The sequence below is a fragment of the Marinobacter sp. UBA3607 genome (assembly GCF_002375525.1).
GTDB classification, from domain to species: domain Bacteria; phylum Pseudomonadota; class Gammaproteobacteria; order Pseudomonadales; family Oleiphilaceae; genus Marinobacter; species Marinobacter vinifirmus.
Genome location: NZ_DFLY01000025.1, coordinates 137,608 through 149,909, shown reverse-complemented (window position 1 = coordinate 149,909; position 12,302 = coordinate 137,608). Strand labels below are relative to the sequence as shown.

The window sequence follows — 12,302 nt, the reverse complement described above, 5'->3', positions numbered from 1 at the left end:
CGGAAGGACACGGAAAAATGAAAGGATAAGGACTGTTTTGCCACGAAATCCACTAAAGAACACGAAATAAAAGCCAAAGGCCTTTTGGTTTTCTAATCAGTCATCTTTGTTCGTGTTTTTTAGTGGATTTCGTGGCAAAAAAATCTTTTCGTTTTTTCCTTCCGTGTTTTTCCGTGTTTTTCCGTGGCAAAAAAAAACAGAGCGCTGTAGTCCTGATATGACCACTCAAAAACCCAGCCGGCGGGACACAATCCTGCAGGCCCTTGTTGAATTGCTGCAAAAAGACCCCGGGGCCCGGATCACCACCGCTGGCCTCGCCAAGACCGTGGGCGTGACCGAAGCGGCCCTCTACCGGCACTTCCCCAGCAAACGCAAAATGTTCGAAGCCCTGATCGAATTTGCCGAGGAGGCTGTGTTCTCCCGTTGCCAGGTGGTGTTGCAGGAGCAGGAAGACGTTCGCGTGCGTGTGCAGCAGCTGGTGCACCTGGTACTGGTGTTCGCCGAGCGCAACCCGGGCCTGTGCTGCGTGCTGACCGGCGATGCCCTGATGGGCGAAGACGAGTCGCTGCGAAAGCGTGCGTCCCAGTTTTTCGAGCGCCTGGAAACCCAGTTCCGCCAGGCTCTGAAAGAAGGCGAAATCCGCCAGGGTCTACGGCCCCGCACCAGCGCAGCCCGGGGTGCCGATTTCGTAATGGTGTTCCTCGAAGGTCGCATCCAGCGCTTCGTCCGCTCCTCCTTCTCCCGCTTGCCCTCCACCGACTTCGACGAGGCCTGGAGCCTGGTTGCCGAGGCCGTCTGGGGCTGAATTCTGGTTCGCCTAGATTGCAGGTTTCGGGGGCATAGTCTTGGTAGCCTGCAAGGTCGGGGGTGTTGTGGGTGGGGGTTGCCCTTCGCAGAAGCGCTCCTTCGGCACATCCATGTGGCGCTTGTCTTCGGCCATCCATGGCCTACGAAATTCTGCGAAGGGCAACCCCCACCCACAACGGTCTAACTCCGGCAGGATACCGAGCCCAGCTGCGCGAAGACTGCGCCACGTCAGAAGCTCGCGTTCTCATGAAGCGAAGATGGTGTTTCCGGCGCGATTCCTGTGAAGTCAGAAAGGCGCTGGCTGGATACCCTTTCCCGAAATTTCGGAGGCCATGGATGGCCGGAGATAAGCGCACATGGATGTGCTCGTAGCGGTTTCGGGAAAGGGTATCCAGCCAGTGCCCTACCGCCCAACCTGAAGGCTACCAAGACTATGCCCCCGAAACCTGCAGGCTAGGTGTAAACGAACACTGAAGCTCAGTCGTAACCAGACGCCGAACGGAGTATGGAGCGAACTGGCTCCCACACAGCCGGGGCGGAGATGAGGATGTCGCGCCCCCAGAGGTCGGCCGGGTAGTCATCGGGTACATCGCCGAAGTGGCCCACCGTGGCGCCGGCTTCCCAGGCGATCAGGCGGGCGGCGGCGAAGTCCCAGGGGCTGACGTTTTCGTAGTAAATGTCCAGACGGCCACAGGCCACCCAGCAGATATCCAGTGCCGCTGAACCGATGCGGCGCAGGTCGCGGCATTGGTGGATCATCGCATCCAGCCGGTGAACCAGCGGTTCCAGGTTGTCCTTGGTGTAGGGGAAACCGGTGGCGAACAGGGATTGCCTGGGGTCCGTCGCACCGCTGTGTTTGATGGGACTGCCATTCAGCGTAGCGCCTTCGCCCTTGGTGGCCCGGAAGGTCTCGCCGGGGAAGGGCGCGTGTACCACGCCCGCCTGCACCTGCCCGCGCTCTGCATAGGCAATGGACACCGCCACCTGGGGGTGGCCGTATGCGTAGTTTACCGTGCCGTCGATGGGATCGATGACCCACAGCGGGGTGTCCAGAGACTCGGCCTGCGACAGGTCCGGCATGGTTTCTTCAGACAGGATGCGATGATCCGGGAAGCGCTCGCGGATGGCGTTGGTGATGAACTCATCCGCCATCACATCGGCATGGGTGACCAGTTCGGTCTGGTGTTTGTAGTCGGTGCGAAGGGTGTTCTGGTCACGCTCGTGGCGGATCAGTTCGCCGGCTTCAACAGCCAGGGCTTCGGCAAAATCGGTGATTTCGCGCAGAGAAACAGAGTCAGACATGGCACCCCCGGTCAGAAAACATGAGGGTGCCAGTCTAGCACGACAGAATCAGAGGCTGTTCAGCCACTTCTCCATCTTGTCCATGGCCAGTACCAGGCGCGGGCCGGCTTCCTGGACGAAGTCCTCCCCCAGCTCCTGGTCTGCATAGCTTCCGCCGGCCAGTTCCAGCGCCTGGGTGCCGTCGAAATCCACGAACGCCAGGCGCGCGCCCATGTGGTCTGGCACAAAGCCGAAATCACTGGAGGGCAGGATGGCCACGCCGGTGTCTTCCAGCAGGGCGGTGCAGAAGGCCTGGGAGGTTTTGATGTCCTTGCGGGCCAGCTTTTCACTGAAGGCGGAGAAGTCCGGGAACAGGTAGAAAGCTCCCTCGGGCTTACGAACCACGGCGCCCATGGCGCTCAGGCGGGAGTACATGTATTCACCCACCACTTTCAGCACCCGGCGGGATTGTTTCAGGTACTCGTCGATGTCTTCGCCGCCGTCGAACGCTGTGATTGCAGCATGCTGGATGGGCGCACTGGTGGAGGTGAAGGTCTCGCTGGCGATGATTGCCATGGCGTCCTGAAGCGGGCGCAGTTCCGGCGGGAAGATGAAGGTGCCCAGACGCCAGCCACCGGCGCCCAGCCACTTGCTCATGCCGGTGCTAATGATGGTGCCTTCCGGGTAGTAGCGCGCAATGGACTTGTGCCGGCCCTCGAAGTGCACTTCACCGTAGATTTCATCCGACAACAGGATCAGGTTGTACTTGCGGGCCACGTTGGCGATGGCCAGCAACTGGTCATCGGTGTAGGTGCAGCCGGTGGGATTGGACGGGTAGTTCAGGATCAGGATGCGCGGGCGAGATGGATCGTCCCGGCAGATGATGTCCAGTTCTTCCGCCGTCAGCTGCCAGTTGTTTTCTGCGTGGGTGGGCAGCCAGTGCACCGAACGGCCAATGATGCGGGCCTGGGGCGCGTAGGACACCCAGCTCGGGCGCGGAATCAGCAGGTCGCCGTAGTAGGCCAGCTGCAGGATGAACAGCAGCTCCTTGGAGCCCGGGCCGATCAGCACGTCTTCCCAGGTACAGCGCATGCGCTCGGCCCGGTTGATGTAACCGGCAATGGCCTGGCGCAGGCCTTTCAGCCCCTTCACTGGCAAGTAGTCTTTCTCGTGGGCGTGTTCTTTGAGGGCATTAACCACACGTTCCGGTACCGGGAACGGAGACTGGCCCAGTCCCAGCTTGATAATGTCCTTACCTTCCGATCGCAGCTGGTTGCTGAGTTCGTTGATACGCAGGGTAGAGGAAGGCTGGATGCCCCGAACGTTCAGGTTGATGGCGAAGCGGTGGTCGTTTTTGATGTCCATTGTCCCGGTCTGTTGGTTGGAGGTGACAATGGCAGTATAGGAAACGCAACCACCCCTTTGCTCGGGCCGATGATAGGGGATTGCCGAAGTGCGGCGGCCGACCTTGGTCTAAGGCCAGCCGCCGGCACCGGTTACCGGGCCCTGATCCAGACTTCCACCCGGCCGTTTCTCTGGTTACCGCTGCCACCTACAGGCATGTATTGTCCGTAACCAGTGTAGGCCACCCGGGGCAGTCCTGCCTGGTGCAGGGCCTTGCGAACCGACAGCGCCCGCAGCTCGGAAATCATCTGGGCCCGCAGTTCGTGGCTCTGGGCGTCGGCAAAGCCGATCAGCAACAGATCGTCCGCCGAGCGGCCTCGCTGTTCCAGGTAATCGATCACCCGGAGCAGGTCACGCTGGGCTTTGTTATCCAGCTTGGTGCGGCCTTCCGAGAACCGGAAGTTCACAGTCAGGCGCTGATACTCGGCGGTCAGGCGTTTGAAGGTGTCCGGCACCGAGCTATCAAGCTCCGGCTTTACCGCAATCGGATTCTGGGAAATAAAGCCGGATTCGGCCACCAGCGCCTGCCCTTCATTGCCGAGGGCGAATTCAATCAGTCCGCGGGCGAATTCCGGGGTCTGGTTGCCCATGGTGTACATGAACAGCCGGCGTGACAGCGGGTAGTCTTCGCTGGCCACGGTGAGCTGGTTCGGTTTCAGGGCCGGGGCATTGCCGTCGGAAATGGCCAGCAGCTTGCTGTTGCGCACCGAGGCCAGGCCGGAGAAACCGATGCCGCCCGGGTCCCGGGACACGTCGTCGGAAAGCTGGTCGTTGGATTCATAGCGCAGGGCGCTGCTGTCCAGGGTATAGGTTTTGCCGAGGACCAGGGATTTGAAGGTATCCCAGGTGCCGGAACGGTCGTCCCGGGCGTACAGGCTGATGTCGCGGTCCGGGCCGCCAAGTTCTGACCAGTTGCGGATATCGCCGGCAAAGATCTGCCCCAGCGTTTGAATGCTCATCTTGCTGACCGGGTTGGACGGGTGCACCAGGATGGCCAGGCCATCGATGGCAATCACGTGCTCGCTTTCCAGTGCGGTCAGGTCGGCCTGTGCACTGACCTGCTGCGCTTCCCCCGGTTTCACCGGCCGCGAAGACGCCCAGATGCCGGCCTGGCCGCTGGCCAGGGTACGAAAACCGGTGCTGGAACCGTGGGCGGCCACCAGCACGCTCAGGGGACCACCTTCGCTGGTCACGCCCAGGATCTTTTCGTTCTCTACGCCGGATGCACCCGTTTGCACGGAGCCGTTACCAATTTGTTCCAGATAACCGGTCACCAGCATGGGTGCCAGGGTCGCCCCCACGGTGTTGGAGCCGTGGATTTCCAGGTTATGGGCCAGAGCAGAGGACAACGGCAGGGCGGTCAACAACGCCAGTGCGCCAGCCTTGAAGGCTGCAGAAATGGAATAAGACATCACCAGAAAACCTATTCAGGACAAGAAGTTGTGCTGGCGCAAGGATGCTACATAAATATGACAGTTATGTTTCAGGCCGGTCGGGCAGGGCCTGGATTCGGGATTTTAAGGTAACGAATTGTAAACAGTCTTTCGGTCAAAACCGGTGTGGATCCAGTTCCATATGCACAATTTTGCGGCCGAGCATGATTACCCGGCCGGTATAGCGTTCTTCGCCGGTGGTGGCAAAGTCGAACAGAAAACGGCGCCATACCCGCAAGCTGCCTTGTGGGTCCCGTTTGAACCAGAGGCCCCGCAGGTACACCGCATCGTCCAGCAGCAGTACGTCCATGCTTTTGCAGTAGCGATGGGCCGCTTTCAGCACCGAGTCTTTGATGGCTTTGGCCTGCCACCAGTACCAGACAACAAAGCCGGCAATAAACAGCCAGAAGAGGGTTCCGAGGGTCAAGGGTGTGTCCTGTAGAGTTCTGTGTGAACAAGCATGGCTGGCAGCCAGCCTACCTTATCCTGTGGTGTCGGGGAATTGTGATGTTGGTGATATCAGGGTTTGATGGGTATCAAGAAATTGCCAATAACCATGTGGGTAATAGGGTTTTTGCAAGATATGGCTAGGGATTTGTGGGATTGTTGCTTAAAACAGCAGCCTCACCTTTTGCCTGTTCGAGTGGTATGCAGAACTTTATCGCCAATCCTGAGCTGGAATCTTACCTTCGCCTGAACCGTGCCGCCTGTGGGGAGTGGACCCTTGCCCTGCAGGATTTGCTGGGCTGCTCAGGGCTGGCCTGTGATTTGTCCCGGCCAAAAGAGGAAGTAGGCTCGCTGTCGGCACTGGGCGTGGGCGGCGGCCTGGTAGCAGCCTTGTCGGTGAGACAGGGCCTGGAGCTGCAGCACTGCCGTCTGGAATCGGTGTTGCTGGTGTTTCCGGTTCAGGGCCACTGTGAGCTTCTCTCTGATGGCGCGGCTGCCAATACCCTGCTTCCATTTCAGCTAATCCTCCCGGGGCAAACCTTCAGTCTTCGGGTGACGGCCGAAAGCCGCCTGCTCCTGTTGATGCCGGCCGAGCAGCCACAGGCGGTGCAGCTGGCCGCGGCAACCAGTGAGGCGATCACCCTGAGTATCCAGCGGTTTCTGTACCAGGCCGGATTTCTGCAAGACCACCATCAGGGATGCCAGGCGGCAGAAACCGTCTTGCGGGAGGTTAGAGAGATTCTGGCGGGAAGTTCAGGTGTTACCAAGGTAACCGAAGCCGTGCCGGAGCCGGACCGCCGGTTGCTGAAAGCCATCAGCAAGATGCGGACAGAGCCGGACTGGCAGTTTGACCTGCAGGAGTTATCCAGCCACGCCGGGGTGAGCGAGCGCAACCTCTACTACCTGATGAAACGGCAGACCGGCATGACACCCTATCGCTATTACCAGCGCTGCCGGCTGATTCGCGTGCGCCGGCGGCTGGTCGATTGCCAGTGCGCAGTGCCCCACATTTCCCGCTACGCCGGTGATGAAGGCTTCAGCCACTTTGGCCGTTTCGCGGCGCTCTACCGGGAACACTTCGGAGAGCTGCCCAGCGAAACGGTTCAGTGGCGCCGGCGTTTGCAGGCTCAGGAGCTGCTGGCGCCGGCACTTTCCTGATCTTCGTACTCATCAGCGGCGGAGCCGTGGTGGTCACGGGCCAGCAGGATGTAGAACGCCGGCAATACGAACACGGTGAACAGGGTGCCAATGCCCAGGCCGGCACTGATGGTCAGGCCGATGGCAAACCGGCTTTCGGCGCCAGGGCCCACGGCGATCAGCAGCGGTACCATGGCGAAGATCAGCGCCAGTGAGGTCATGATGATCGGTCGCAGGCGAATAGCTGCTGCCTCAATCACCGCCTCTACCTTGTTCAGGCCTTGCTCTTTCTGCAGCTGGTTGGCGAATTCCACAATCAATATGCCGTTCTTCGACACCACACCAATCAGGGTGATCAGGCCCACCTGGGTGTAGATGTTCATACTGGCGAAGCCCAGCACGATGAACGCCATGGCGCCGGCAACCGACATAGGCACCGAGACCAGGATGATGATCGGGTCGCGCCAGCTTTCGAACTGCGCCGCCAGCACCAGGTAGATCACCAGCAAGGACAGGAAGAAGGTCACCACCAGGGCGCTACCCTGGGTCGCCAGCTGCCGTGATTCGCCGGTGTAGTCAAAGCTGAAGCCCTGCGGGAACACTTCGCCTGCGGTCTGCTCCATGAATTCCATGGCGGTACCGGCGGCCACGCCAGGCATGACTACCCCTTCGAGCGTGAGCGAGTTCAGCTGGTTGAACTGGGTGCGGTTGGATGGTTCCACTTCCTCGGTAAAGCTGACCACACTGGACAGCGGCACCAGCTCGCCGTTGCCGGCGCGGATGTAGTAGTCATCCAGTGCTTCACGGCTGGCGCGGAACTGGTCGTCCACCTGCGGAATCACCTGGTAGGAGCGGCCTTCCATGTTGAAGCGGTTGATGTAACCGCCACTGAGCATGCTGGCCAGCGACTGGCCGACATCCTGCATCGACAGGCCCAGGTCTGCCACCCGGTCACGGTCCACATTAATGCGGGTGCTCGGTTTGTCGAAGTTGATGGATTTCTTCAGGAACATGAAGTTGCCGCTCTGCATGGCCTTGCCCAGCAGTTCATCGGCCACCTGGTCCAGCTGCTCGTAGCTGCCGCCGGTGGTGATCACGAACTGGAACGGCAGGCCACCGCCGGAACCCGGCAGGGCCGGCAGCGGGAACACCGCGGTTTGCAGGCCGGTGACATTCTTCAGCTCGGCATCCAGCAGCGGCTGGGCCTCGAACTGGCTGATTTCCCGCTCGCTCCAGGGCGACATCTTGAAGCCGCCAAACACGGCGTTCGGGCTGGTGACACCCAGGATCATGAAGTCTTCGTTGTAGCCGGGCACGGTGGCCATGCGGTCCTGCACTTCCTGGCCGTGCTCATAGAGGTAGTCCAGGGTGGACGTTTCCGGCCCCAGGCCCTGATAGAACAGGATGCCCTGGTCTTCGGTGGGGGCCAGTTCGTTCTGGCTCATCATCACCATGAAGTAAATGGAGCCCAGCACCACCACGGCGAAGAACACCACCACCGACTTGGTCTGCATCAGAGAGGTCAGTGCTGCTTTATAGGCATTGGCCAGGCCGTTGAAGGTTTTCTCGACCAGTTGCTCGAACTTGCCCGGGTTGCCGTGTGGCTTGAGCACCTTGCCGGACAACATGGGCGATAGGGTCAAGGCCACGATGCCGGAGATGACCACGGTGCCGGCCAGGGTGAAGGCAAACTCGGTAAACAGTGAGCCCACCAGGCCACCCATAAAGCCGATGGGGGCGTACACCGCCACCAGGGTGGTGGTCATGGCGATGATTGGGGTGGCCATCTCCCGGGCACCGTTAATGGCGGCCTCGAACCTGGACTCGCCCTGCTCGATATGCCGGTGCACGTTCTCCACCATGATGATGGCGTCATCCACCACCAGGCCGATGGCCAGCACCATAGACAGCAGGGTCAGCAGGTTCAGGGAAAAGCCGAACATCAGCATGATGAAGGCGCCGCCAATCAGCGACAGCGGCACGGCAACCGACGGCACCACGGAGGCACGTACTGAGCCCAGGCACAGGAACACCACCACCAGTACGATGATCATGGCTTCGATCAGGGTACGGATAACTTCGTTGATGGAGTCGTCGATAAAGTCCGAGGCATCGTAGGCCAGGCGTACATTCAGGCCGCTGGGCAGCTGGCTTTCGATGTCGGGCAGTTCGTCTTTCACCAGTCCGGCTACCGTCAGCGGGTTGGCTCCGGGCGCCATTTCGATGGCCACGTAGGTGGCCGGCTGGCCTTTGTACAGGGCCAGCTGGTCGTAGTTCTGGGAGCCCAGTTCCACCCTGGCAATGTCCTGAAGGCGGATCAGCGTGCCGCCGGATTGCTTCACTACCAGGTTGCGGAAGGCTTCCGGGTCTGCGATGTCGGTGTCGCTGGTCAGGCTCACTTCGGTGTACTTGCCCCGGGTCTGGCCCACAGCGGCCTGGTAGTTGTTGGCGCGCAGCTTGGCGGCCACCTCTACCGGCGTCATATCGACCGCAGCCAGTCGCTCAGGGTCCAGCCATACCCGCAAGGCGAAGGTACGGCCCAGCAGCTGGGCCTTACCCACGCCAGACAGTGCCTGCAGCTTGGGCTGAACAACACGGGTCAGGTAATCGGTAATCTGTGGTACATCCAGCTCGGTGCTGTAGAAGGCGATGTACATCAGTGCGGTGTCGTCACCGGTGGTGGAGGTGATCACCGGGTCTTCGGCTTCTGCCGGCAGCACGTTGCGCTGGCTGGCCACCTTGGCCTGGATTTCCGCCAGGGCATCGTTGGCATCGTAGTTCAGCACCATCTTGGCCTGGATGGTGGACACGCTCTGGGAGCTGGTGGAGGTCAGGTAATCAATGCCGCTGGCTTCGGCAATGGCCTGTTGCAGCGGCGTGGTGATAAAGCCCTTGATCAGGTCCGAACTGGCACCGGGGTAGGCGGTGGTGACCGTCACCGTGGTGCTTTCCAGCTTCGGGTACTGGCGGATTTCCATTTCCATGGCGGCCCGGGCACCGAGCAGCAGGATCAGCAGGCTGACCACCGTGGCCAGGACTGGCCGGTGGACAAATATATCGGTGAATTTCATTACTCAGACGCCTCCTGGCCGGATTCGTCCTGGATTTCTACCCGCTGGCCGGCCCGCAGCCTGAGCAGGCCCTTGGCAACCACGGTTTCACCGGATTCGAGGCCGGACGTTACGGAGGCCCGTCCCTCACGGACTTCGCCGGTGGTGACACTGCGGCGGCTGACCACCAGCTGGCCTTCATCGTTTTCTTCCACTACGAACACGAAGTTGCCGTAAGTGTTGTAGGAAATAGCCTCGCGGGGCAGGGTGACCACTTCGTTATCCCGCGGCTGGCCGGTCTGGATAGTGGCAAACATACCTGGGCGCAGCAGGTTGTCTTCGTTGTTCAGGATGGCGCGTATGCGCACGGTGCGGGTTTCCGGGTTCACCGAGGTGTTAATGGCGCTGACGTCACCCTCAAAGGTGCGGTCAGGCACTGCGGCCACAGTGACAGACACCGGATAACCCTGATCGACATCCGGCAGGTATTTCTCGGACAGGGTGTAGTCCACGTAGATCGGGTGCAGCATGTTGATCTCGACGATCGGGGTGCCGGTGCCAATGTACTGGCCCTGGTCCACCATGCGGATACCCAGCTTGCCGTCAAACGGGGCCTTGATCACCTTCTTGTTCAGCTGGGCCTCGGCCTCGTTCACCCGCGCCCGGGCGGCATCGTAGTTGGCCTTGGCTTCGTCGTACTGGGACTGGGACACGGCGCGCCGCGGCAGCAGGTCGGAAATCCGTTTGAACTCCTGCTGCGCCAGTTGAGCCTCGGCCCGGCGGGTGCGCAGGGCGGCTTCGTCGATAGCGGCATCCAGGCGCACGAGAACGTCCCCCTGTTTCACCGTATCCCCGGATTCAAAATTGATACTTTGAATCACTCCCGGCACCTCGTTGGCCACCTCAATACCGTTAATGGCTTCTACGCTGCCCACCGCCTTGATGGCCGGCTGCCAGTTTTCGGTGGTTGCCTTGGTCACGGAAATGATCGCCGGCGGCTGAGGCTGTGACAGCATTTCCTTCATCTGGCCAAACTGCATGAATTTGTAGCCAAAGATGCCGCCAAGGACGACACCAAGGAAAATGATGACGATGACAAAACGGGATGCGGTGCGCATAGGTCTGTTCCTGGGAATAGAGTTCTTGAGACTGATAACGTCGCTGGGGTGGGAAGGCTGACAGCTTTCCTTGCGCATCAGATGACAGCGACCAGACGCTTGCTGCTCACTCGGGCGTCAGCTCAGCGTTAACCAATAGGATGCTACAAAAAGCACTTGAGTTTGTCACCCGTTTGCAGAAAAAACGCAGTATATGTACTGCTGCGTCTTACGTCTAAATGACGGGGGTGGATCTGATCTCCGCGGTAATCTGTTATGCTCCGGTGACGATACAAGCGGGTGAGGATTTGGAATGCAGTTGATTCTCGGCCTGGCCCTGGCGGCCGCCGTGTTTGTCATCCTGAAAAAATGGGGCGCGCTGTCGCCGGAAGGCCAGAAAGCGGCCATCTGGAAAGTGGTGCTGGTGGCCGGCGGTGCCCTGTTGCTGTTTATGGTGCTGACTGGCCGGGTGCACGTGATCACTGCCGGCATTGCGGCCCTGATTCCACTGCTGAGAAAACTGCCGGCGCTGATGCGTTACGCGCCGATGTTCCGTAAGGCCATGGGGGATTCATCCGGGCCGGAATCGGCCGGACAGGCCGGTACGGGTGACCAGCGGGCACCGGTTGCCGGCGCTATGACCGAGCGGGAAGCCTGCGATATTCTGGGAGTGACGCCGGGTTGCACCCGTGAAGAGGTGGTGGCTGCCCACCGCAAGCTGATGCATAAGGTGCATCCGGATCGCGGTGGTAACGATTACCTGGCCGCCAAGCTCAACGAAGCCCGGGACCTGCTGATCGGCAAACGCGGCGCCTGATCAGGGCAGGATATCCACTTTCACATCGATGGCCAGCTGTTCCGCCAGGCTGCTGTTACGCTGATAGACCAGGCCGCCCTGCTGGCGGCTTTCCGATGTGCTGACCCCGCCCAGAGACACCCATTGCCCCGGCTCCACCCGGCGGATGGTCACCAGCGCCTCGGTTTCATAGACGGGCAGTGCTGCCGGGTCTTCCTCGAACGATACAATGTTCAGCTCCACTGCCTGGTCGGAAATCGACTGGGGGCTGACCACAAACCCGCTGCGGGTTTCCACCTGTTCCAGGATCACCGCCGGGTTGCGGCCACCCTGAACGGCGAAGGGCAGGGTGCGCACGCTGCCGGAGGTAATGTGGGCCGATTGCCCGTCCTGAACCACCAGGTGGCGCTGGGAGCTTGAGTTGCTGGAACGGCTGCTTTGCTCGACTCCGGCGGATACCCGGTTGCGGTTTACGCTGACACCAGCACCGGAACCCGAGCTGTCTGAACTCTGCTGGTAGCGCACGGTAATGCGCATCTGTACCGGAGGTACATCCAGCGAGCCAACCAGGGTGCCGATTTCATCCAGCAACACAGGCTCTCCCCTTACAACCAGTTGTGTTCCACGGGCCGTTACCGACACCGGAGCTTGCTGGTACAGGGTGCGTACCTGCTGCGCCATGTCTTCGGCAGTGCGGTTCTGCAGCTGGTAAATGCGGGTTTCCTGTTCTGCCCGGGCCGCCGCCGGAGCCGCCAGGCCAAGTATCAGAACGGCCAGCAGGGCCAGTGTGGAAAACCGGGCGAAAGGATTGTGCATATGGGCCTCCGAAGCCACGTTAACGACAACTGCC

General features: G+C 60.5%; 10 protein-coding genes. 3 read left to right on the top strand and 7 right to left on the bottom strand.

The window, feature by feature from the left end; all coding sequences use genetic code 11:
- Nucleotides 1-217: 217 nt before the first annotated feature.
- A complete protein-coding gene (slmA, locus tag B2589_RS10025) occupies nt 218-805 on the top strand; it encodes a nucleoid occlusion factor SlmA (RefSeq protein ID WP_286816484.1) in 588 nt (195 codons plus the stop codon).
- A 479-nt stretch (nt 806-1,284) separates the two neighbouring features.
- On the opposite strand, the gene B2589_RS10020 is transcribed toward slmA, so the two are convergent.
- The 4 genes from B2589_RS10020 to B2589_RS10005 form a co-directional block, all read right to left on the bottom strand.
- A complete protein-coding gene (locus B2589_RS10020; RefSeq protein WP_286816483.1) occupies nt 1,285-2,109 on the bottom strand; it encodes an inositol monophosphatase family protein in 825 nt (274 codons plus the stop codon).
- A gap of 48 nt (nt 2,110-2,157) precedes the next feature.
- Nucleotides 2,158-3,453, bottom strand: a complete 1,296-nt coding sequence (locus B2589_RS10015; RefSeq protein ID WP_022988420.1) for a pyridoxal phosphate-dependent aminotransferase — start codon at nt 3,451-3,453, stop codon at nt 2,158-2,160.
- Between the two features lie 131 nt (nt 3,454-3,584).
- Nucleotides 3,585-4,904, bottom strand: coding sequence for a substrate-binding domain-containing protein (locus tag B2589_RS10010; protein WP_286816481.1), 1,320 nt, complete (start codon nt 4,902-4,904; stop codon nt 3,585-3,587).
- A 136-nt stretch (nt 4,905-5,040) separates the two neighbouring features.
- Nucleotides 5,041-5,352, bottom strand: coding sequence for a DUF3301 domain-containing protein (locus B2589_RS10005; RefSeq protein WP_011786910.1), 312 nt, complete (start codon nt 5,350-5,352; stop codon nt 5,041-5,043).
- A gap of 221 nt (nt 5,353-5,573) precedes the next feature.
- On the opposite strand from B2589_RS10005, the gene B2589_RS10000 reads away from it, so the two are divergent.
- On the top strand, nt 5,574-6,530 hold the full coding sequence (locus B2589_RS10000) for an AraC family transcriptional regulator (protein ID WP_286816479.1): 957 nt from the start codon (nt 5,574-5,576) through the stop codon (nt 6,528-6,530).
- Here B2589_RS10000 and B2589_RS09995 read toward each other — a convergent pair.
- Together B2589_RS09995 and B2589_RS09990 are read right to left on the bottom strand one after the other, a co-directional pair.
- Nucleotides 6,500-9,580: an efflux RND transporter permease subunit gene (locus B2589_RS09995; RefSeq protein WP_286816478.1), complete on the bottom strand. Its 3,081-nt coding sequence runs from the start codon at nt 9,578-9,580 to the stop codon at nt 6,500-6,502. The genes B2589_RS10000 and B2589_RS09995 overlap by 31 nt on opposite strands.
- On the bottom strand, nt 9,580-10,677 hold the full coding sequence (locus B2589_RS09990) for an efflux RND transporter periplasmic adaptor subunit (RefSeq protein ID WP_286816476.1): 1,098 nt from the start codon (nt 10,675-10,677) through the stop codon (nt 9,580-9,582). The genes B2589_RS09995 and B2589_RS09990 overlap by 1 nt, the downstream gene beginning before the upstream one ends.
- Nucleotides 10,678-10,969: 292 nt before the next feature.
- Between B2589_RS09990 and B2589_RS09985 the strand changes: the two genes are divergently transcribed.
- Nucleotides 10,970-11,473: a molecular chaperone DnaJ gene (locus B2589_RS09985; RefSeq protein ID WP_286816475.1), complete on the top strand. Its 504-nt coding sequence runs from the start codon at nt 10,970-10,972 to the stop codon at nt 11,471-11,473.
- Here B2589_RS09985 and B2589_RS09980 read toward each other — a convergent pair whose 3' ends face one another.
- On the bottom strand, nt 11,474-12,268 hold the full coding sequence (locus B2589_RS09980; protein ID WP_286816474.1) for a secretin N-terminal domain-containing protein: 795 nt from the start codon (nt 12,266-12,268) through the stop codon (nt 11,474-11,476).
- Nucleotides 12,269-12,302 lie beyond the last annotated feature (34 nt).

Coding starts and splice junctions, on each gene's coding strand:
- slmA (WP_286816484.1), top strand. CDS start 218: ATGACCACTCAAAAACCCAGCCGGCGGGACACAATCCTGCAGGCCCTT.
- B2589_RS10020 (WP_286816483.1), bottom strand. CDS start 2,109: ATGTCTGACTCTGTTTCTCTGCGCGAAATCACCGATTTTGCCGAAGCC.
- B2589_RS10010 (WP_286816481.1), bottom strand. CDS start 4,904: ATGTCTTATTCCATTTCTGCAGCCTTCAAGGCTGGCGCACTGGCGTTG.
- B2589_RS10000 (WP_286816479.1), top strand. CDS start 5,574: ATGCAGAACTTTATCGCCAATCCTGAGCTGGAATCTTACCTTCGCCTG.
- B2589_RS09995 (WP_286816478.1), bottom strand. CDS start 9,580: ATGAAATTCACCGATATATTTGTCCACCGGCCAGTCCTGGCCACGGTG.
- B2589_RS09990 (WP_286816476.1), bottom strand. CDS start 10,677: ATGCGCACCGCATCCCGTTTTGTCATCGTCATCATTTTCCTTGGTGTC.
- B2589_RS10015 (WP_022988420.1), bottom strand. CDS start 3,453: ATGGACATCAAAAACGACCACCGCTTCGCCATCAACCTGAACGTTCGG.
- B2589_RS09980 (WP_286816474.1), bottom strand. CDS start 12,268: ATGCACAATCCTTTCGCCCGGTTTTCCACACTGGCCCTGCTGGCCGTT.
- B2589_RS09985 (WP_286816475.1), top strand. CDS start 10,970: ATGCAGTTGATTCTCGGCCTGGCCCTGGCGGCCGCCGTGTTTGTCATC.